Source organism: Calothrix sp. PCC 7507, assembly GCF_000316575.1.
Lineage (GTDB): Bacteria > Cyanobacteriota > Cyanobacteriia > Cyanobacteriales > Nostocaceae > Fortiea.
The window spans coordinates 2347440-2369015 of record NC_019682.1 but is presented as its reverse complement, the minus strand read 5'-3'; the positions used below and the strand labels follow the sequence as shown (position 1 = coordinate 2369015).

17 protein-coding genes are annotated in these 21576 nt (G+C 41.3%); 5 read left to right on the top strand and 12 right to left on the bottom strand.

Going from position 1 to position 21576, the window contains the following annotated elements; all coding sequences use genetic code 11:
* Positions 1-297: 297 nt before the first annotated feature.
* From CAL7507_RS10295 to CAL7507_RS10280, 4 genes are all read right to left on the bottom strand, one after another.
* Positions 298-2466: a peptidase domain-containing ABC transporter gene (locus CAL7507_RS10295; protein ID WP_015128405.1), complete on the bottom strand. Its 2169-nt coding sequence runs from the start codon at positions 2464-2466 to the stop codon at positions 298-300.
* Between the two features lie 91 nt (positions 2467-2557).
* Positions 2558-4354, bottom strand: a complete 1797-nt coding sequence (locus CAL7507_RS10290; RefSeq protein WP_015128404.1) for an HlyD family efflux transporter periplasmic adaptor subunit — start codon at positions 4352-4354, stop codon at positions 2558-2560.
* Positions 4355-5561: 1207 nt separating this feature from the next.
* A complete protein-coding gene (locus CAL7507_RS10285; RefSeq protein WP_015128403.1) occupies positions 5562-5804 on the bottom strand; it encodes a hypothetical protein in 243 nt (80 codons plus the stop codon).
* 313 nt (positions 5805-6117) lie between these two features.
* On the bottom strand, positions 6118-6825 hold the full coding sequence (locus CAL7507_RS10280; RefSeq protein ID WP_015128402.1) for a diacylglycerol/polyprenol kinase family protein: 708 nt from the start codon (positions 6823-6825) through the stop codon (positions 6118-6120).
* Between the two features lie 58 nt (positions 6826-6883).
* Between CAL7507_RS10280 and yidD the strand changes: the two genes are divergently transcribed.
* The 4 genes from yidD (at position 6884) to CAL7507_RS10260 (ending at position 9605) form a co-directional block, all read left to right on the top strand.
* The gene (yidD, locus tag CAL7507_RS10275; RefSeq protein WP_015128401.1) at positions 6884-7147 is read left to right on the top strand and encodes a membrane protein insertion efficiency factor YidD; all 264 of its coding nucleotides are present in this window, start codon (positions 6884-6886) and stop codon (positions 7145-7147) included.
* A gap of 76 nt (positions 7148-7223) precedes the next feature.
* The gene (locus tag CAL7507_RS10270; protein WP_015128400.1) at positions 7224-8162 is read left to right on the top strand and encodes a DUF1350 family protein; all 939 of its coding nucleotides are present in this window, start codon (positions 7224-7226) and stop codon (positions 8160-8162) included.
* Positions 8163-8333: 171 nt separating this feature from the next.
* Positions 8334-9041, top strand: coding sequence for a M15 family metallopeptidase (locus CAL7507_RS10265; protein WP_015128399.1), 708 nt, complete (start codon positions 8334-8336; stop codon positions 9039-9041).
* Positions 9042-9155: 114 nt separating this feature from the next.
* Complete coding sequence (locus CAL7507_RS10260) at positions 9156-9605, top strand: DUF2127 domain-containing protein (protein ID WP_015128398.1); 450 nt, start codon at positions 9156-9158, stop codon at positions 9603-9605.
* Here CAL7507_RS10260 and CAL7507_RS10255 read toward each other — a convergent pair.
* From CAL7507_RS10255 to CAL7507_RS10240, 4 genes are all read right to left on the bottom strand, one after another.
* Positions 9602-10075 (bottom strand): TspO/MBR family protein, encoded by a 474-nt coding sequence (locus CAL7507_RS10255; RefSeq protein WP_015128397.1) that lies wholly within the window; start codon positions 10073-10075, stop codon positions 9602-9604. The genes CAL7507_RS10260 and CAL7507_RS10255 overlap by 4 nt on opposite strands.
* Positions 10076-10530: 455 nt before the next feature.
* Complete coding sequence (gene rpmB / locus CAL7507_RS10250) at positions 10531-10767, bottom strand: 50S ribosomal protein L28 (protein ID WP_015128396.1); 237 nt, start codon at positions 10765-10767, stop codon at positions 10531-10533.
* A 135-nt stretch (positions 10768-10902) separates the two neighbouring features.
* Positions 10903-12894 (bottom strand): molecular chaperone HtpG, encoded by a 1992-nt coding sequence (htpG, locus tag CAL7507_RS10245; protein ID WP_015128395.1) that lies wholly within the window; start codon positions 12892-12894, stop codon positions 10903-10905.
* A 280-nt stretch (positions 12895-13174) separates the two neighbouring features.
* Positions 13175-14080 carry a hypothetical protein gene (locus CAL7507_RS10240; protein ID WP_015128394.1) on the bottom strand — a complete coding sequence of 302 codons (906 nt, stop codon included), beginning with the start codon at positions 14078-14080 and terminating at the stop codon, positions 13175-13177.
* 336 nt (positions 14081-14416) lie between these two features.
* On the opposite strand from CAL7507_RS10240, the gene CAL7507_RS10235 reads away from it, so the two are divergent.
* Positions 14417-14977, top strand: coding sequence for an HdeD family acid-resistance protein (locus CAL7507_RS10235; protein ID WP_015128393.1), 561 nt, complete (start codon positions 14417-14419; stop codon positions 14975-14977).
* A gap of 73 nt (positions 14978-15050) precedes the next feature.
* Here CAL7507_RS10235 and CAL7507_RS10230 read toward each other — a convergent pair whose 3' ends face one another.
* The 4 genes from CAL7507_RS10230 to gloA form a co-directional block, all read right to left on the bottom strand.
* Positions 15051-16244 (bottom strand): glycosyltransferase family 4 protein, encoded by a 1194-nt coding sequence (locus CAL7507_RS10230; RefSeq protein WP_015128392.1) that lies wholly within the window; start codon positions 16242-16244, stop codon positions 15051-15053.
* 6 nt (positions 16245-16250) lie between these two features.
* Positions 16251-17291, bottom strand: coding sequence for a glycosyltransferase family 4 protein (locus tag CAL7507_RS10225; RefSeq protein ID WP_015128391.1), 1041 nt, complete (start codon positions 17289-17291; stop codon positions 16251-16253).
* A 661-nt stretch (positions 17292-17952) separates the two neighbouring features.
* A complete protein-coding gene (gene clpB / locus CAL7507_RS10220) occupies positions 17953-20622 on the bottom strand; it encodes an ATP-dependent chaperone ClpB (protein WP_015128390.1) in 2670 nt (889 codons plus the stop codon).
* Positions 20623-20982: 360 nt separating this feature from the next.
* The gene (gene gloA / locus CAL7507_RS10215) at positions 20983-21417 is read right to left on the bottom strand and encodes a lactoylglutathione lyase (RefSeq protein ID WP_015128389.1); all 435 of its coding nucleotides are present in this window, start codon (positions 21415-21417) and stop codon (positions 20983-20985) included.
* Positions 21418-21576: the final 159 nt, after the last annotated feature.

Here is a 21576-nt window from a genome sequence, read left to right as displayed (position 1 = left end):
AATTTGTTTTTGTTGATTACAAATATTTTATTTTTCTAACAAAGATAGTATGCAAAATATAAGTTAAATAGCTCTTTTTTTAGAGTTATTGCCAACCAAAAATACCCGATTTTTTTAAGAATTCGGGTATCATTCAGGAATAATATTAGTTCCGATTTTGTTTTGGGAAAAATCTCAATGGATGCTGAGATGTACTTGTCAGGTATGTAGTTAAACAGAATTAATTACACACATTATCTTTCTGTTTTCTGTTCCCTATCTCCACGAATGAATTTAATTGTGTCCAACTACTTAGTGTCAAATTGTTAAAAACTTTAGATGTTCTCCTTGCTGAGAGAGAAAAGTATCGAGAGTTCCTTGTAGTTGTATTTCACCTTTGTTGAGTAACACGATCCAGTCAGCTCGATGGACGACACTGGGACGATGGGTAATCAGAATTGTAGTTTTACCTTTGCGATGTTCCAAGAGTCGGTCTAGCACATGAGATTCACTGACTGGGTCGAGTCCGGCAGTCGCTTCGTCTAGAATCAGTACAGGTGGATCGGTGAGAATTGAGCGAGCGATCGCTAATCGTTGTCTTTGTCCACCAGAAAGATTAGCCCCAAACTCCCCTAAAACAGTTTGATATTGATTGGGGAGTTGACTGATAAAACCGTCTGCATCAGCAATGTGGCAAGCTTTGACAATTTCCTCAAAAGAAATGTTAGGTGTTCCTAAGCGAAAATTCTCTAAAATCGAGCGACTCCAGAAGTGAGGTTCTTGGGGTACATAAACGACTTGTTGTCGTAGGGAATCAAGAGAAAGGTCTTGTATATTAAAAAAACCGATCCGGATATTGCCGGAATTCGCTTGATATAAGCCACCTAATAGTTTGGCGAAAGTACTTTTACCACAACCTGACTGACCAATTAAAGCGATCGCTTTTCCTCCTGGAAGCCTGAGAGAAAAATCTTCTAATAAGTCAACTCTCCCAGGATGATGAAATTGCAGATGGGAGCAATGAATGTCTGCACCGCCAGAGATTTTTACAATCGGCTTTTGACCACCGCCGATTACTTCTGGTGTAGCATCGATGACCTCCAAGAGACGAGAGATGGCGGTTTGGGACCGAAAATATTCATCCACGAAACCAACCAACGAGTTAACTAAATTCAGCACATTCACCTGTAAGGCGTTAAAAGCTAGCATTTGACCAATACTCAACTCGCCTTGAATTACCAAAATGCTTCCTAATCCCAATAACATAACGCCACCAATGGTGGAAAGGAAATGAGACACAGTGTCGTTGATAATTCCGATTTGAATGGTGCTGAAAGTAAGATTGGCAAGGCGACCAAAACGACTTTGGAATTCATCCCAAAATTGCGGAGCTGCATTTGTAGTTTTCAGCACTTGTGCGCCTTTGAAGGTTTCCACCAAAACGCCTTGATTTTCTGACCTCAAAACCAAGAGACTGCGGGTTTTTTGTTGGAGGATGGGGAGAAAAGGGAGAGTCGAGAGGGTCATTAAAACCGCGATGAAGATGACTGCTAGTGTCAGCTTCCAGCTATAAAACAGCATCAAGCAGAAAGACACTACTGCAATAAAGAACTGGCTAGGTAAAAGAACGACAATCTGTGATATTAACTGGTTGATTTCATTGATATCACGTAGTCGGCTAGTAATTTCACCACTGCGTCGGGCTTCATAATAATTCAAAGGTAAGTGCAGAATTTTGCGCCCAAACTCCAAGACTAGCCCTAATTGCAGCCGTTGACCAAAATGAGCCACCATAGTGGCTTGCAATACTTGTAGACTGCTACTGAACAAGCTCATGACAATCACGGCCGACACAACAACAGTGAGTAACTGAGTGTCTCCACGAACCAGAACATCGTCTGTGAGTAGTTGGATGAGGATGGGTGTACCTAAAGCCAGTAAACCCATGACGATATTGATCAGCAAAACATGAGTTAGCAATCCCCGATAAGGTAGGATGCGTTGAAAAAAGCGCCCGAAGCCACCTTTTGCTGCTTCTTTTGGCTGTTCATAAAAGCGCTCTGGATCTGGCTCTAATAAGAGCATGACTCCATTCCAAGCTGCTGTTAACTCTTCACGATCAACATAACGGATACCTACAGATGGATCGGCGATGATGTATTTTCTGCCTTGCTGGGCATATAAAACAACCCAGTGGTAGCCTTGCCAATGTATGATGGCTGGCAGTGGCAATTCTTGGATTCTGTCTACGATCGCAGGTGCAGCTTTCACTGCTCTGGCATGAAAACCCAGATCGTCAGATCCACGTTTTAGACCCAATAAAGTTGTTCCTAGCTGTCCAGTACCTACTGCTTCACGACTACGAGTGATGCTAAGGAAGCGTTTGTAATGTTTGCAAATCGTGGCTATACAGGCGGCTCCACAGTCTTCTTCACTTGACTGTAAAACACACTGGTAGTTTTTACCGAGTTTGAATATATGGAACATGGTTAGGGAATGTAGTTTTTACCGAGTTTGAATATTTGGAACATGGTTAGGGAATGGGGATTGCACTTCGACTACGCTCAGTGTCCGGGGATTAAACGTCTGTGAGTAATCGCGCTTTGCGAAGAATGAACTGGAGTACTGTTTCCTGGCGGGAAATGATATCGGCTCTACCTTCCATCCCAGTTTTCAAATGACACTGGCGATCGCCTCTACCGAGATATGTAGTTTTTGGCTCTATAGTGACCTCATAGGTAGCTACTTTAATGCTGTTGGCTTCTACTGGTAGGGCATCTGGTGCTATTGTTTTGACAGTCCCCGTCAGAGTGCCAAAGTCAGGATAAGGACAAGCTGAAACTTGCATTTGGACTTTTTGACCAATCTTCACTTTGTCAATGCTTTGAGCCGGTACTTGAGCTTTGATCACTGTTGGAGCGTTAAGAGGGGCGATTTGGGCGATCGCTTCACTTGGCTGCACTACCTGTCCTGGGTTGCGAAGATTTAGCTGCAGCACAGTACCCGTGATTGGCGCTCTCACCACACTCTGATTCAAGTCAGTTTCTACTTGTTGTAGTTGTTTGCGAGTGGTATCAAGTTGTTTTTGAAATTCTAGGCGTTGTTGCAGCAGAGTCTCTCTTTCTTTATTCAGCGCTGCTAAGATAGCCTCACCTCTAGCCTGTTCTTGTTTAATGCGTTCAGATGCCATAGTTACAGTGGCGTTACTTGGATTGATAGCGGTTTTAGCTTTTTCTAGATTTGTTTGTGCGATCGTCAGAGCTTGGGCTTTTTCTTCTTGGAGATTTTTAGCGTTAGCTTTAGCTTGTTCTAGCTTCGCCTGGGCTGATTTCACCGCTTGGGCTTTTTCCTCCAAGAGATTTTTGGCATTAGCTTTAGCTTGTTCTAGCTTCGCCTGGGCTGATTTCACCGCTTGGGCTTTTTCTTCCAAGAGATTTTTGGCATTAGCTTTAGCTTGTTCTAGCTTCGCCTGGGCCGATTTCACCACTTGGGCTTTTTCTTCAAAAAAACTGCGAGAAATTGCTCCTGACGCTACTATTGGCTGCAATCGGTCTTGTTGCACCTTCGCTAAGTTCAAGGCGGCTTCGGCTTCTTCCACAGTCGTAGTTAAGAGTTTTTCCCGCTGTAATCGGTCTTGTTGCACCTTTGCTAAGTTCAAGGCGGCTTCAGCTTCTTCCACAGTTGCTGTTAAGAGTTTTTCCCGTTGCAATCTGTCTCGTTGCGTTCTAGCTAAGTTGAAAGCGGCGGCTGTTTCTTCCACAGTTGCTGTTAAAAGTTTTTCTCGTTGTAATCTGTCTCGTTGTACTTTAGCCAACGTCAAGGCGGCTGATGCTTGGGTCATATCTGCTGTGGCTTTGATTAGAGTATCTTCATAGTTGCGTTGAGTACCGTCTAACTCAGCTTGTGCAGCTATCACCGTGCGATTAATTAAGTTTGTCTGTGCTGTAATCTGGGCATTGATTTCACCGAGTTGAGCATCAATGGGATTGAGTTGTAATAGGCTTTGTTGAATATTGCTTTCTAATTGGCTCTTTTGATTCTGAAGGCGGGAATCATCAATGTAAGCGATCGCTTGCCCTTGTGTAACGGATTGATTTTCTGTGACTGCAATCTTTTGCACAGTACCGCTAATCGCAGGCTGAATAACGCGTAGTTCTCCCTGTGGGCGAATACTTGCAGGAACTTTGACTGTGACATTGTAATTGAGAATTGATGTCAGACCTAGAGCGATCGCCAAAGTACTGACTAAAACGCCTCCTCCAATATTTATCCATTTACCAATATGGGGAAGGAATTCATTAGCTGCAACTAAACTCAGATGCTCATCATCAAATCTATTCTCAAAATAGTTTTCCTCATTTTGTAAGGAATTCACTGCACTTTACCCTTTATTTTCAATTATTCGATGAACAAAAATTAGGGTTATCTCAATGTCCTATAGGACTAGTATTTGATTTTTGAAATATTAAGTAGGCATTGCCCACCAAAACCCGGAACATGGTGGGCTACAAATACTTAGAGGATGTTTTAAAACTCCAAAAAGGTATAATTTTGTCATTCTGACTGGAGTGTAGCGTAAAGAAGAATCTAGGGTTTGGGGCACATATCCAGATGTTAGCTTTCTCCTGACGGAGACGCTGCGCGAACGGGAAGGCTACGCCTACATTCCGCTACGCTGCATTTAACATGACATGGAAATACCCTTTTCAAACAACCTCTTAGATTTTTTCAAAACTCAAATCGGATTCCTATATGAAGAAGACAACACAAATTAACGCAATCATGAAATTGCAAAATACTTGAGCGTATGTACCTATATGCTGACCTTAATCGTGAAACAGTAGCATATGCTGCTAATAGTTACTAACAGCAAATTTGCGATATCTGTTACATTTTTTAAATTGGTTATTAGTAAAGTGTACATTGCCCACTCTACTAAATAGGACTTACGCAACTGTCACAGAATTTAATCATGTAGGGGAGTCACTGCTCGACTAGGGTTCCCCGGCTTAAAGGAGCCAGCGCCGTGGGCGGGTTTCCCGACTTGTACCTTTTCGGGGAAGCAAGCTACGTGCAGCGTCTCCCCTTGGGAGAGGCAACTGGCGTCAAGTGGCGTTGGGCAATGCCCACCATATACGGGTTTCGGTGGGCATTGCCCACCCTACAAATGGTCATTTAATTGTGACAGCTGCGTAAGTCCTGCTAAATTGCTTCTTGCAACTGGTATAAAATATCAGTTAAAAATCCTGCACAATAAGCTAACTGTAACTTCAGTTTTGAGTAAGAAATCTATTTCTTACTTCTTAACCAAACCTTATTGCAAATCAAAGAACTACCTGGAAAAATTGAACAGGGTAAGTTCTGTAATGGTCAGATATTTAAAATAACAATTGTAAATTTTTGGTAGGGGTAGGAGGAAGCAACTTCACTTTTGATTCTTTAAGAACCCCCACGCACCATTTCCAGCCTCAAGAGGCGAGGTGCTTTGATGGAACAGGTGATTTTTTGATTCACCTATGGAAATCGTTAAGTTAGTTTGTTTTATGCTACAGCCCAGCCTATGCCGCTTGCTAAAAAGCCCATCAGGACAATGCACCAACACCAGGAACAGTTGGCGCACTCAATCGCCCCAATACTTGAGCCGTAGTACCTATAGAGTTATCTGTGCTGCCGGTGAGAGGGGTAGTGATTGTTTTTGGCAAACTTACCAACCTACTAACGCAATTACTACCAGCTAGCTCAAAATCGGTATCAATAGCGCACAGATCCTGTTGCTGATGAGGTAACTCTGCAAACAACTCGGATGTGATCATTTGATTGGACATGATTGTTAGCCTAACTTATAAAATCAGGTGATCGTGACCGTACCACCTAAGAACTTAACTATAAACACTGTTTACTAAAAATTCATAAATCTCAAGATAGAAATCAAACTTGTAATTTTATTCCTTAAAGTAGATACAAGATTTTCCACTTGCTTTCAATAGACTAATATTACCCTATTAAAAATTGCTACCAGTAGAAATTCACCACCTCCTTCATATAGAAGGTGGGCTTTATCAAGCATGTATTTCAAAGATTCTCCAGAAAAAAAATGGTGCTGTATTATTTTGAATCAGTTATTTCCGTCAAACTCTATTAGCCAACCGGAAGCATCTGAATTAAGAAAAAAGCCAAGGCTGCACTACCTAACGGAACTGTCAGATTATCAATACCAAGAAACGAAAAAGCTTCTAAGCCTGTAGCTACCAATGCCACTACCAATGATATAACCCAAGTTGACCAGATGTTACCCTGCACACCTAGCAAAATTAAGCTACTGACAATATAACTCACGAGAGTCATAGTCAGAGACCCTTCCCAGCTTTTTTGTCCCCCAAAAACTTTATATTTATGTTTACCAAAACGCTGTCCAATCAAGGCGGCTAGTCCATCGCCCCATGTCATGACCAAAATTCCGAGTGCTGCGTACTGGGGTTGTTGTAAGTACCAGAAGCAAGCAACTAAAATACCGAAACTCACAGAATAAAAAAATGTGCCTAAACTTTGGCGGCCGACGCTATTAATGCCAGGAAGAATCGGCAATCGGTAGGATAATAGGGTGATAGCACTTGCGAGAATTGAAGCTGTAATGCCTACACTTGCAGGGATGTTCAACCACCAAGCAAGCAAAATCACATTGCCAGTGCCAATATGAACTATCTTCCGCACAATTTCTGGATCATCATTGGCGAAACGATTTATCCCCCAGGCGATCGCTAGAATGAGTAATACCCAAACAGCAACAATGGCAATCTCTAGCCATAAAGCGGGAATCAACTCTAAACCGGGAAGTTTACTTAACAAAGGCGCTACTAAAAAATTTAGACCCTTGTTACTACTTTATTAGATTTAGGTTACAGCCATGAAATTATTATTGATTGGATTGATTCGCGGCTACCGCATGTTTATTTCACCGTTGTTTCTCCCGACTTGTCGCTTTCAGCCAACTTGTTCGATGTATGCTATCCAAGCAATTGAGCGATTTGGAGTGTGGCGCGGTGGATGGATGGGAATTCGGCGCATCTCGCGTTGTCATCCATTTCATCCAGGAGGTTACGATCCTGTTCCAGAGGAGGAAAGAAAAGGAGATGCGGGAGTGAGGGAGGAAATGACAAGTGACAAATGACTACTCAGTGTTTTCGGAATCGTGTGATTTGATTATGTAGTTCACAATGATTCTTTTGCACTGAGGATTATGTTTAATGGACGCACAATTTAAGTTTCGCCCAATTTCCTCTAGTTGGGTTGCTATTCATCCTCAGCCAAAGGGTGTAGTTCAGTTTATTGGGGGTGCTTTTTTTGGTACTTTCCCAACTGTATTTTATCGATATTTTTTAAGCAAAATATTTGCACAAGGTTATACAATCGTGGCGTTACCATTCAGGTTTAGCTTTCGTCATTGGCCGATTGCTATTGACTTATTTAAAGAACAAAACATCTTAGCTGAAGAAATACCTAAAATTGCTGAAAAGCTAAATTATCAATTTGATATATATCAAAATAAGAAAAAGTATTTTTGGATTGGGCACAGCCTCGGATGCAAATATATTACTCTCTTAGAGTTTTTAAGTGGTGATAAATGGAAAGAAATTTTAGCAGATAGTTGTGCAAGCTATCAACAATTTCAAAGTATTGAAAATAGTATTGATTTCTTATCTATTTCAAAGGTTTCAATTAAAGGTCAAGCCTCTTTACTAATTGCGCCAGATATTAGTGATACAGAAAGTGCCATACCTCAACCTCTAGCTTTTGTAGCACATTTTCTCGATAGATTCACAATAGGAGTACTGCCTACGAGAAAGCAAACTCAGTTTTTTATCGATAAAAGTAGTCTATTTAATTTAACGGGGCTGATTTCTTTTAATCAGGATACCATTGCTGGTAGTGAAAAAGATGAATGTAAAGATGAAAAAAACAGAAATAATAGTGATGTTGCTTGGTTAATGAGTCAATTACGTCAACGGAAATTTTCACTATTACATCAAGAACTTCCTGGTAAGCATTTAGAACCAGTTGGTGTCCAAATCGGTAATTATATAGTAGATTTAAACCTATTAGATAAATTCATAAAACCTATTAGTTCGAGAAAACTAGAAAGTCTTACACTTAAATTTTTAGATGATTTAGAAAATCGGCAGTGACGAGTATCAGTTATCAGTTATCAGTTATCAGTTATCAGTGGGCAATGCCCACCATATCCAGGTTTTGGTGGTCAATGCCCACTCTACAGATACTGAGAATTTCTGTATTTGGTACTATTCACAAAATGCTAAGGTTTCTTTAAAATGTATCAGTACTGTACTGCTGATTAAATGAGACTTTACCATCAAATCCCAATTTTAGAGTGTGGTGAGCCGTTGGTGGAAATTCCTTTAGAATTGTTTGCGGTGGAATCTCCTCACCCTTATGAAAAACTCGGTGCTACTTATGGAAAAAGTTCTCCTTATTATCTGCGTCGGAGTGTTGTTGAAAGTTTAATCCAAGCGCAAAATTATCTACAATTACTGCATCCTCAATGGCAAATCCAAATTTTTGATGCTTATCGCCCAGTAGCAGTACAGCAGTTTATGGTAGATTACACCTTCGCTGCAGAAATTCAACAGCAGGGACTGACTGAAGCCCAGTTATCACCAAATCAACGCCAAGAAATTTGGGAGGCGGTTTATCAAATTTGGGCTGTACCCAGTTTGGATGAAAAAACACCTCCTCCCCACTCTACAGGTGCAGCAGTGGATATAAGCTTGGTGGATAATACGGGGAGAGTTGTGAATATGGGTTCACCGATTGATGAATTGTCAGAGCGATCGCATCCTGATTACTATGCTGATCATCCCCATCCAGAGGCACAATATTACCATGCTCATCGGCAGTTGTTGCGAGATGTCATGATCAAAGCTGGATTCCAGCGCAATCCTCAAGAATGGTGGCATTTTTCTTGCGGCGATCAGATGTGGGCTTGGTTAAATAATCAAGCCGATTCAGCTAATTGTTTCACAGCACGCTATGGACGTTTAATATAAATGTATGGTATCAACAGTTATCAGTTATCAGTTATCAGTTATCAATTATCAATACAAGAGGCATGATCACGGTTCACCGATTTAATTTAGTCTAATATCCACTGAGGAGTTTATTTGAAAAAGCGTTCATTGGGATTAATCGCAATTGTTAGTTACAAGACATTTGTGGCTTCGTTGCTGCTGATTACTTCTATTACCTTATTTTTAGCACTAAAAAATTATCAATATCTTGAGGATTTTTCAGATAATTATGTTTTAGAAGGTAAAGCTAAAATTATTGATTGGATTGTAGCCAAAATTCTCAATCTCAATCCTAAAAAGTTGGCTTTTAGTGGTGTAGCTACGGGGATTTATGCCATTGTCACCGCTATTGAAGCTGCTGGTTTATGGTACGAAAAGCGTTGGGCACATATCCTAGTATTAGTGCTTGTCGGTATCAGTATCCCCCCAGAAATTTATGAGTTGATTCAAGGCTTATCTATAGTCAAATTAATTGTGTTTCTGGTGAATATAGGAGTTTTCTGGTATTTGTTCCAGAATTTTCCTAAACATCACCACCATTAAGCATCTTGAGGATTGAGATGCATCATTTGCCAAGTTGTGTAAGTACCAATTGGACTCCAGAGTAAATAAGGAACTAATAAAAGTGTTGCCCATCCAGAAATCCTGAATACAGCTATTGTCAAGATAATACTAATAATTAAACCTGTACCGCCGATAATTGTGCCTACCTTCAAACTCCGCAGTCTAGACATTACGCCAGTGTAAGCAATAGTCACAACTTCTAGCAGTAAGTATAAGCCCATTAGTAACCAGGTATTGGTGCTTCCTGGTTCACGTTCCCAAACAATATAAGCTGACCAAGCGCCACAAATAAATATTACAGTCCAGATAATTGGAATTGCTGCCTCAAAAGTTAGCCATCTAGGTCTTCGCAACCGTTGAAACCATTTGCGATCGCTTGGTGGGATCAAGCCAGCCGCTGCTGCAACTACAAAAGCCACACCGCCAATCACCATCCAAGATTTAATCATACTTCCATATCCTGCTGTGCGATCGCCTAAATATCATGCATTCTAGAGCGATTTTGGCAATTTAAATGCTCATAGCTCATCATCCTGGAGTTTGATTACTTCTCCTCAGAAAGTAATGTTTTTTAAGGTAAAATACTGCAAAACCTCCCCACAATGGAGAGGTAAGACGTAAATCAGTTATCAGTAGTGGCGTGGCAAGACTAAAATGTTGCATTAATTCAATCAAATGAACCACCCATAAAAGACAATCTCATTGAGTTGCTCTCGTAGGGAACATCCTAAATCTTTTCGGTAAGCCGATAATCTAAGTAGTTCCGTGCCCGTACGATGTATTTTTGGTTAACGCACAAATTTAACCTTGCCACGCCAGTAGGGTGCGTTAACGGTGAGAATACAGCGCCGAAAATCAGGGATCGTGATAACTGTTAACTGTTCACTGTTAACTGATTCAATGCTTAGTAATGATTCAAGTTAATTCCAGCTTCTTTGGCCATTGCTTCTATACCTCTGATGTCTAAGGTTTTGATGGCTTTAGTTGATAGCTTCAATCTTACCCAGCGATTGCCACCCGGCCACCAAACGCGCTTACTTTGCAGGTTTACTTGCTGAAGGCGCTTGGTACGGCGGTGAGAGTGAGAAACCGCAAAGGCGTTATTGGCTTTTTTTCCAGTTAATTCGCAGCGACGGGACATAATAGGTATCTCTAGATGAATACAGCTTTTCTATTTTAGGACTTAGGTAGCAGAAGCGGGAGATTAGGAGTGGGGGAGATGAGGGAGAGAATAACCTTGACTCCTGACCCTTGACTCCTGACCCTTGACTCCTGACTACTTACCAGCTTGTTCTGTCAGCTTGGTGAGTACTTCATTTGAACGTTCGACAAAAGATTTCATTCCTTCTGCGTCAAATCCTTTTTGAGACATCAGCGCCAAATCGTAGACATGTTGGCAAATCAAGTTTACTAGTGGATTTGTAGACGGCTGACCATCATCTTGAATGATACTACCTTGACTGATATTCACCAGATTTTGAATCAAGGGATGAGCAGTATTTACGAGTAAAATGTGGTCTTCAGGAAAATCTACATTCTGCTGCTGCATCATAGCGTTCATTTCCCGCAAGCGGCGGAGAATTTCTGGTAATAGCACGATCGCCGGTGGTGTTCCTTGAGGATCGTCAGATTTCAACGCTTCGGTACGGATGTTGACTTTGGGTTTGTTGAGGGATTTCTCAAATAATTCTTTAATGGACTCACTGCGAGTTTTATTAGTCTTGGGATCAACTATGTCTCCAGCTTTGTCTTGATCTAGCAGGGTGTTATCCAAGTCAGAATCTACCCGTGTAAATTTGACATCGCTATATTCCCGCTCTAGGAAGTTGATAAAGTGGGTGTCGATGAAGGAGTCCATAAATAGGACTTCCAACCCTTGATTTTTGTGCAGTTCTATGTATGTAGATTGGGTTGTTTCATCGGTGCTGTAGAAAACGCGGTTTTCGTGGCGTTCTTTGTTGCGTTCTAAATATTCTTTGAGAGTAGTGTAGGGAGTGCTAGATATTGCTTCCTCTGCACTGGGTGAGGGGGGGGTGACATCTTGCCAAACATCCCCATCTGGTGACTGTACTTCTACAACTGGGGTTTCTGCAATAGCTTTTTGGGCAACTTTAGCAGTGGTGCGAAAAACGATGATGTCTTCGACTTGTTTTTTAAATTTCTCGTCGTTGAGAACACCAAATTTCACAAAAGTGCTGAGGTCTTTCCAGGCGCTAATGTATTGTTCGCGGCTGTCGCGGTACAATTCTTTGAGGCGATCGCCTACTTTCTTCGCAATGTAGTCGCCGATTCTCCGCACAGTGCGATCGCCTTGCAATGCACTACGTGACACATTCAGAGGAATATCGGTGCTATCAATTACCCCTCGCATGGGTGTAAGAAATTGGGGAATAATTTCTTCGCAGTTATCGCTAACAAAAACTTGATTGCAAAATAGCTTGATTTGCCCTTTCGTTACATCCACATCAGGGCGCATTTTCGGAAAATATAAAATTCCGTTGATGATAAAGGGATAGTCAGTATTCAGATGTACCCACAGCAGCGGTTCTTCTTGAAAAGGGTACAAATAACGGTAAAATTCTAAATACTCTTCCTGGCTGAGATTACTCGCAGATTCTCGCCACGGTGCTTTTTGCTTGTTTAATACCTCACCCTCCAGTTTAATTGGCACTGGCATGAAGTCACAGTAAGTCTTGACTAGATTTTTAATCCGCGCTGCTTCTAAGAATTCCTCTTCTTCTCCTTGGAGAGTGAGGGTAATTGTCGTACCGCGAGTTGTGCGGGATGACTCTTCTAGGGTGAAATTTGGGGAACCATCACAACTCCAGTGAACCGCCTGCGCCCCTTCTTGGTATGAGAGGGTATCGATTTCGACTTTTTGCGCCACCATAAAGGAGGAGTAAAAACCCAGGCCAAAGTGACCGATAATTGGTTGATCTGATTTGCCTTGATACTTGTGAATGAATTCTTCAGCACTAGAGAAAGCGACTTGATTGATGTATTTTTTCACTTCCTCTGCAGTCATGCCGATGCCATTATCGGTGATGGAGAGGGTTTTGTGATCTTTGTCAATGGCAAGTTGAATTTCTGGTTCGCCGATTTCCCCGTTATACTCTCCAGCGCGAGATACCATGTTTAGCTTCTGAATGGCATCTACAGCGTTGGATACCAGTTCCCGCAAGAAGATTTGGTGATCTGAGTAGAGGGACTTCTTGATAATTGGGAAAATATTTTCAGTATGAATACTGATAGTGCCTTGTTCTAGCATAATTTGTAATTAAATGACAATCTCTCAATGAGGATTTTAAGGGTAGAATTCATGCGATCGCCTCTCTTCGCAGGCTTGTTATCCGCCAAGAGGTAATGCGGATTTCCCTACTCGATCAATTTTAGAACGTTTAAAAGAGAACAGGAAACCACTAGGATTGAGGTTTTCGTTTACAGCGATTTTCCGCTAAATGAACCACATTTTTATATTTCACGCAAAGGTAGAAAGAAATACAGAACAATAATCAGTCTTCTGTAGAGACGGCGATTTATCGCGTCTCTTACCTTAACCGAACCGTATTGGAAGTTAGCCAGAGAGCTGCATTTCGCACATAGGCTTGAATATCTTCCAGAGCTTGTTGATTTTGCTTCATCCCCTCTCCAGGAGGTTCACTGACAAAACTAGGAGATCCGAGATCGGTATCCCAATTGTAGTCAGCAAAATGGTGGAAACTGGATTGAGCGATCGCCCGGCCTAAAATATTTCCTTCTTCGTCCTCGACACTATCAAAAGCTACCACTAAATTAAAGTTGCGACCGGAAACTAGGCTTGTACCCACAGCGATAACTCGTGCATTCTTCTCGTTCGCCGGGACACCTACGGCTCCTTCATGGGGATGAGCTGGGAAGAATTCAATCTCTCCAGAAAATGATAGATTCTTGAGTAAGTCGTGCAAGGGTTCCTGGGGAATAATTTTCTGGTAATCACCATTTAACCCAGAATCATAGTTGGGCCAGGAAATAGACTTATTATCGATGTTGTCAGGACAGTGGCGCGAGGGATCAGGTTCGGGATTCTGGCTATGAAAATAATGAGCAGATCCGACACCGCCAAGATTGCAAACACAACTACCCAAATCCTGATGATCGCGGGTGACAAGTAAACCACCACCCCGCTGACGGAAAGCACTAATGCTTTCACACTCCTTCGGAGTTATGCCATCTCCTATATCCACAGCAAATAGCCACAGTTGATCAAAATCTGAGTCTTCTAGACTACTTAAAACAGGATCATTTTCTCCAGCAGCACTCTGGCGATCGCGTGCTGTTACTTGGTAGAGGGGTTCCCCAGTTTCACTCTTCAAAGAAGCTAGATAGTCTCGTAGCAAAGAAAACCGCCCAATATACCAGTCATCTTCATCCGTGGGAATCGTTGTCTGTAACAGAATCTGAATCGGTTTAGTCATGATTATTACTCAATTGCAATTGTTTAAGGCACAACTCTCTGAGGAGAGAATAATTAAAGTTAAATTGCAGAAGTTACTAATACTTACGTTATTACAAAAGGATGAGGAAGCCGCAAGATAGGTAATATATATTATTTATCTATCGAGAATTGTTTTTCTTAATTCCTCAACTCACTCATACTTTAGACATATATAAAAGCAAAAGTTAGATAAGACTAGTATTTGATTTTTGAAATATACATTAGTAGGGTGGGCAATGCCCACCATATCCGGGTTTTGGTGGGCTACACTACTTAAGATTTTTTATAAAACATTAATGAGAAATTTAAAAAAATGATGAGTTCTGAAACTATAACATCGGCACGAAGAAATTCAAAATGGTCAATCATCTTAGGAATTTTAATGGTATTGCTAGGAATTGCAGCGATCGCAGAACCATTCGTTGCTACTATTGCCATCACAGTCGTACTCTCATGGACTATATTTATCGTTGGTATAGTCCGACTTGTCCACGCATTCCAATCATGGCAAAAAAGAGGATTTTGGCCACAGCTAGCGATTGGTATTCTATATATAATTGCTGGGATTCTGTTGATTAGTAATATCTTTGGTGCTGCACTTTCTCTCACCTTAGCCTTGGGAGTTGTGATTTTTGCTGAGGGTGTATTTGAAGTGATTGCAGCATTTCAAGTGCGTCGTGACCCCAACTGGGGTTGGGTACTGTTTAGCGGTATCATGGCTATTATTCTGGCGATTTTGATTTTATATAAATGGCCTTTTAGCGCAGTTTGGGTGCTGGGATTATTCGCAGGTATTAATTTTTTGTTCACAGGAATTTGGATGATCCTACTCCCATTAGCTATCCACAGGCTGTCCCAGCATAGAACAGAGGTTTAACCCAAATCTAGACAATTTTTCACACAGGATATCTTGTTTAAATTGTATAGAAGATTGCACATTTATGTTGTACTTAAATACTGGTTTTTTTTGATGAGATTAATTCTTGAAATAACTGGTTTGCAGTTTGACCAGCTATCGACCAATTTAAACGAGTTACATACTCATTAAACGACGAAAGAGCGAGATTTTTATATTTTTGATCATCAGCTAGATAATTTTTAATATATGTAGTGTAGTCCTGAACATCAGCATCTACAGCAAAGGTTTTGCCATTCACATCATCTTTAATAATGCTAGGAATACCTGCTACTTTGGTAGTTAGACAAGGAACACCAAAAGCATTAGCTTCAATTAACACATTAGGAGTTACATCTGCTTGAGTGGGCAAAATGAGAAAATGAGCATCAGCAAGTAAATCATAATACTGTTTTTTACCTTCAGTTGTAGATTTATTAATATATCCTACAGGTTTAACAAAACTGGGTAAGCTTTCTCTGTTTTTTGGTAAATCTCCGAGAATTTTTAATTCAACATCTAAACCCATTCTATCTAATTCTTTACTTACTTCCAGGGCGATGCTACCGCCTTTTCTCTGCCAATCAACCCCAATAAAAATTAATTTACAAGTATTATTACCTCTTGATTTGATCAAAGATATAATATCTGCGATCGTTCTTTCTGGCTCTAATTCTAGATTTGATCCTCTAGAAATTATTTTAATTTTGTTTGGATTTATGCCATAAATTTCTACAGCTTTTTGAGCAGCCCATTCTGATGCAAAAATTGCTAGCTTACATTTATCTAGAGCTAATTTTTCTAGCAAATAAATATTTTTTTTGGTTTCAGGACAAAGGTTACTTAAGTAAGGATAAAAATCAATCAATGCTGCTAAAACTGTATCTAGCCAAAGTACAATTGGTTGTTGATAATTTAGATAAGCTATTGGTGTAAACCCTTCCGTACACAAGATTAAATCTACATCTATTCGAGATAATTTCTTAGCAATTTGACTTGCATAATCTTTACAGACAATAGGTTCAGCCCACCTATAATAATCTTGTTTATCAAAGTATCTATAAAAACTCCATTTTCCCTTAGTTAACAGACCATACCTTTTCTGACAATCGCCTACACTTTCAATGTGAATACCTTGAGCAGATAAAGTTTTTAAGATATAATGATTTGAGCCATAATTACCTAAATTATGTTTTGTCCATCCAGAAGTATTGAGAACATCATAGGTAGTTACATAAGCTATTTTCATAAAAATTTACCCTTTGGTTAGACGATAAAAATCTACAATATTTTGGCTGGAAATTTTCCAATCCAATTTATCCAAAGGTGGGCTTTGGAGACGTGTTTGTTGTGCAGACCAATTTAATCCCTCACGAAGATTTTCATTAGTGAGTTCTCCAGCATAAAGTTTAATCCAATCTTCTCCCACTTGTGATTGAAGTTCCGGCATTGCACCTAGTTGGGGCACTAAAATGGGACAATCAAAGGAAAGAGCTAATAAAGCACTTCCAGAGTTGAGGATTTCTTTAAATGGTAGAACGACTAACTTTGCTGCTTTGAAATATAATTGCACTTGATCATCAGGTATATAGTTTAAAAATAACTTAACCCTCTCATCATTTTCAGCAGCAGATAATATCTCAGTCTTTAGGTGAGGACTTTCTAGTTTTCCCGCAACTACCAATAGCCAGTTTGATGTATCTAACTCCCGAAAAATTTTGATTAGATGTGGAACATTTTTATAATCATCAATATATCCAAAAAATAACAAAATTTGGTAGTTGTCAGGTATGTTAAGTAAGGCTCTAGCTGCACTAGAGGTAATTTGATCAGGATAAAAGTTGCGATAATGCCCATGAGGAACAAGACAACATGGTTTTGTTTTTAGTTCTGGCAACTTTTTCTCAGCGATATTTTTTCCTATTGTGCTTAAGCTGATGTAACCATCAATTCGTTTAATAAATTCTTTCTGAAACCAATTTGCTATTTGTAAATGTAATATTGAATGGGGGTTCTCATCGTGAATTGTCCAAATAATCCGCGTTCCCCTACTTTTTGCCCAGTCTATAAGCATGAGCATACTTATAGCTCTCATCCATACTATGAATGAATTGGGATGTCTAACAATAGTTTCTACTACCCAATGCAAGTGAAAAATATCATACTTTTCACTTAGCAATTTCTTGGCTGAAAATTCTGCAACCATTACTTCTTGTTGCAGCATATTGGTATATAAAAGCCAATTACAAGGGTTTTTGTATTTTGTTTTAAAGGCTGGATAGGCAATGATTTTCATTTTTCAATAATTTTTGTGAACCTTGAATCATTAGACTTGCCACGCTACTACGCAGCTATTGTTTTCTTTTATGCAATTGGCACAATCATGATTTTATACATGCTTCTTAGCAAATAGCCAGAACGCAAATCCTGGAAAACCTTACACCATAAGTAGATTAACTATTTTAAAATTTTTCGGCTATACAGATTTCTTGGTGTTAATTACTCTTGTCAAGTTAGGGGCGCGAGAACCGCGCCCCTACAGTATGGGTTTATTAACCAAAAAATATGATCGTTAATCGTTGACGATTATCTGTCGTCAGTCGTCAGGTATGGTGCAAATTCAAGGGAGCATCCACTTTTGGCGGATCGCTCTCAGACTAGTAGTTTGTCAATTTTGTTTTGAGGGGTTTTTGGTAGTGCGGGACGAAAAGCCCGCGTGAGCGAGACGCTCACACTACAGTCCCTCATTTCAACCCTGACAGACTACTAGTAGTCTGGGGCTATACAAACTAAACCCGTCTTTCCTGCGGAACGTTACGCGAACGCGGGTTTCAGAGAGTCCGCGAAGGCGGACTACCCTTCGGGAACGCCAAGGGCGAACGTTTGTGTAGCCGCGATTTCCAATCGCCCGGTATTTCTTCCAAAAGTGGATGCTCCCAAATTCAATGCGTAACAGTTCACACTTCAGTTGATGACTCTAACAACTTGACTGTATTTTGTGGGGCTGGCACTTTTACTGTGGGTTTTTTGCTGAAAGATAGAGCTTTTTCGCCCTTTTCAATCAAAATCGTGTCTCCGGAGATAAAGGTATTCTCTAGTAACTTGGTGGCGATGGGGTTTTCTATCTCTCTCTGAATTGCGCGTTTGAGGGGACGTGCGCCATAAATTGGGTCATAGCCTGTTTCTACTAGGTAATCACAAGCGGCTGGGGATATCTCAAAGAAGATTTTTTGCTCTCTCAGAAGATTTTCCACTCGTTTAAGTTGAATGCGGATAATGTGCCGCATTTCTGAGCGACCGAGGGTGTGGAAGATAATGATATCATCGACGCGGTTGAGAAATTCGGGGCGGAAATGCGATCGCAAAGCTTCTGTCACCCGCTTCTGCATCATGTCATACTTAGAGTCATCGTTGGATAAGTCCAAGATGTGTTCGCTACCGATGTTACTAGTCATGACGATGACGGTGTTGCGAAAATCCACCGCTCTCCCTTGAGAATCAGTAATTCTACCATCATCTAATACTTGCAATAAAATATTAAACACATCTGGGTGCGCTTTCTCAACTTCATCCAAAAGCACCACAGAATAGGGACGACGGCGAATTGCTTCGGAAAGTTGGCCGCCTTCTTCGTAACCAACATATCCTGGAGGTGCGCCGACTAGACGGGACACTGAGTGTTTTTCCATATACTCAGACATATCCAAGCGTACCAAAGCATCATCAGAATCAAAGAGAAACTGTGCTAAAGCGCGGGCGAGTTCTGTTTTACCCACGCCAGTAGGGCCCATAAACAAAAATGAACCAATGGGACGACCGGGGTCTTTCATCCCCGCACGGGCGCGACGAATGGCTGCTGAGACTGCTGTCACGGCTTCTTCTTGCCCAACCACTCGTTTTTGTAATAGAGTCTCTAGTTGCAGCAGTTTTTGCCGTTCTGATTCCAGTAAGCGATTTACAGGAATTCCCGTCCACTTGGCGACGATTTCGGCGATATCGGCTTCCGTGACTTGTTCCCGTAACAGAGTAGCGCCTGTGCTTTGAATCTCTAAAAATTTCGCTTCTTTGGCTTCGCGATCGCGTTGCACTCCTTCCAATTTGCCATACTTTAATTGGGCAGCTTTATTCAAGTCATAGGCGCGTTCTGCTTGTTCAATCTGCACCCGCAGCGCATCTTCTTCTTTCTTCAAAGCACTGATGGCTTCTAATAACTGTTTTTCACCTTGCCATTGCTCATTAAATTCCTGCTGTTTTTCCGTCAAATTGGCGATTTCTTGCTCGATTCGCTGCAAACGTTCTTGAGTTTGAGCAGTACCTTTCTCTTCCCCAGCTAATGATAGCTTCTCCATTTCTAGCTGCATCAGGCGGCGGTCAATGGTTTCCAATTCCGCTGGTTTGGATGTAATCTCCATTTTCAACTGGGCGGCGGCTTCATCCACCAAGTCAATGGCTTTATCTGGCAAGAAACGGTCAGAAATGTAACGCGCTGATAGGGTGGCTGCAGCTACCAGTGCAGAATCAGAAATTTTGACGTTGTGATGCACTTCGTAGCGTTCTTTTAAACCGCGCAGAATGGAAATTGTATTTTCTACACTGGGCTGATCGACATATACTTGCTGAAAGCGGCGCTCTAAGGCTGCGTCTTTCTCAATATGTTTGCGATACTCATCTAATGTTGTGGCTCCAATGCAACGCAGTTCCCCTCGCGCCAACATGGGTTTCAGCAAATTTCCGGCATCCATCGCCCCTTGTTGGCTGGAACCAGTGCCAACGACGGTGTGTAGTTCGTCAATAAACAGGACAATTTGACCATTCGAGTCAATCACTTCCTTGAGGACTGCTTTGAGGCGTTCTTCAAATTCTCCCCGCAGTTTAGCCCCAGCAATTAAACTACCAATGTCTAAAGATATTAGCTGGCGGTTTTTTAAGGACTCAGGAACGTCACCATTTACCATCCTTTGAGCTAATGCTTCAGCGATCGCTGTTTTCCCTACTCCAGGCTCACCAATCAATACTGGGTTATTTTTGCTGCGACGAGACAACACCTGAATTACCCGGCGGATTTCATCATCTCGTCCTATAACCGGATCAAGTTTACCAGCTTTTGCCTGTTCTGTCAAATCTCGGCCAAATTTTTGTAGCGCTTCATAGCGAGACTCCGGATTTTTATCTGTCACCCTTTGGTTCCCACGCACGGTTTTAGTAGCAGCTTCTAGCTTTGCAGTATCAACGTTAAAGCCTTTGAGTACTCGCCGGCCAATACGTTCATCCTCAGCAAAAGCCAAGAGGATATGTTCTACAGAGATATCAGAATCTTTCATTTTCTCACGCAGTTCTTCGGCGCGATCGAGCATCACGTCTAAACTCCGTCCGAGGTATAGCTGATCACTTTTCCCAACCTTAGGCTGACGTTGGGTGAACGCTTCTATCTGTTGTTGCAAGCGCAACGGATCGACCTCAGCTTTTGTCAGAATACGGATAGCTAAACTAGTGGGTTCTTCTAAAAGGGCGATGATTAAATGTTCAACGTCTAATTGCTGTTGTTGATAGGCACGAACTATATCCTGAGATTTGACAATCGCCTCCCAGGCTTTATCAGTAAATTTATTGGGATCTGTAGGTTGCATCTTTAAAGGATTTTAGACTTTAGTGTAAAAATTGGTGACTGGGGAAAAATAAAGGAAAAAGATACATCAGACGCATAGCAGCGCAACTATTGATCTAGCCTAGTATTGAGAATACCGCCGTTGCATACTTCGTCTGTTACTATTTTCGACTTCCCAGAAAAATATTCAAACATTATACGCATGTATCCGCTTGTATCTGCGATCGCAGCTTCAATTTGGCAACAGGTAATATTCCTAATCTAAAACGAAATCACTGTTATGGCGAATGGGGGTTGGGGATTGGGGATTGGGCAATAGGTTATTTTTTGTCTTCTTCATCTCCCCCTGCTCCCTGCCCCCTGCCCCCCTGACTCCCTCCATTTACAGCGTAGGGGCTAATTTCTCAGATTCTTGTTTAACCGCTGACCCTTGAGAACCCAATTGAATGAGTTCTATCTTATACCCATCGGGATCTTCCACAAAGGCGATGACCGTTGAACCATGTTTCATTGGCCCTGGTTCCCGCACTACTTTACTACCACGATTCCTGATCTCCTCACAGGTGGCGTAAATATCATCAACACCCAGGGCAATATGACCATAAGCATTACCCAATTCGTACTTTTCTACACCCCAGTTGTAGGTTAGTTCGATCACCGCCTCGTCACTTTCGTCACCATAGCCCACAAAAGCGAGGGTAAATTCTCCCCCAGGATAGTCTTTTCGCCGTAGTAATTTCATCCCTAAGACATCACAGTAGAATTTCAAAGACTCTTCAAGATTGCCAACTCTTAGCATTGTGTGCAGTAAACGCATAATTAAATTCCTGAGGCTTCTTTACCGATTTTAGATTGGGAAGGCCGGAGTGGGGGAGATAAGGGAATAACTCCCAACTCCTGACTTCCATCACTATCCCCAACTAAATTTATTTCAGACTTCAGACTTCATACTTCAGTTGACTCCATCATTGGAAAT

Coding starts and splice junctions, on each gene's coding strand:
- CAL7507_RS10235 (WP_015128393.1), top strand. CDS start 14,417: ATGAGTTCTGAAACTATAACATCGGCACGAAGAAATTCAAAATGGTCA.
- CAL7507_RS10255 (WP_015128397.1), bottom strand. CDS start 10,075: ATGATTAAATCTTGGATGGTGATTGGCGGTGTGGCTTTTGTAGTTGCA.
- CAL7507_RS10265 (WP_015128399.1), top strand. CDS start 8,334: ATGAGACTTTACCATCAAATCCCAATTTTAGAGTGTGGTGAGCCGTTG.
- htpG (WP_015128395.1), bottom strand. CDS start 12,894: ATGCTAGAACAAGGCACTATCAGTATTCATACTGAAAATATTTTCCCA.
- CAL7507_RS10230 (WP_015128392.1), bottom strand. CDS start 16,244: ATGAAAATAGCTTATGTAACTACCTATGATGTTCTCAATACTTCTGGA.
- CAL7507_RS10240 (WP_015128394.1), bottom strand. CDS start 14,080: ATGACTAAACCGATTCAGATTCTGTTACAGACAACGATTCCCACGGAT.
- CAL7507_RS10270 (WP_015128400.1), top strand. CDS start 7,224: ATGGACGCACAATTTAAGTTTCGCCCAATTTCCTCTAGTTGGGTTGCT.
- gloA (WP_015128389.1), bottom strand. CDS start 21,417: ATGCGTTTACTGCACACAATGCTAAGAGTTGGCAATCTTGAAGAGTCT.
- CAL7507_RS10225 (WP_015128391.1), bottom strand. CDS start 17,291: ATGAAAATCATTGCCTATCCAGCCTTTAAAACAAAATACAAAAACCCT.
- CAL7507_RS10295 (WP_015128405.1), bottom strand. CDS start 2,466: ATGTTCCATATATTCAAACTCGGTAAAAACTACCAGTGTGTTTTACAG.
- CAL7507_RS10285 (WP_015128403.1), bottom strand. CDS start 5,804: ATGTCCAATCAAATGATCACATCCGAGTTGTTTGCAGAGTTACCTCAT.
- yidD (WP_015128401.1), top strand. CDS start 6,884: ATGAAATTATTATTGATTGGATTGATTCGCGGCTACCGCATGTTTATT.
- rpmB (WP_015128396.1), bottom strand. CDS start 10,767: ATGTCCCGTCGCTGCGAATTAACTGGAAAAAAAGCCAATAACGCCTTT.
- clpB (WP_015128390.1), bottom strand. CDS start 20,622: ATGCAACCTACAGATCCCAATAAATTTACTGATAAAGCCTGGGAGGCG.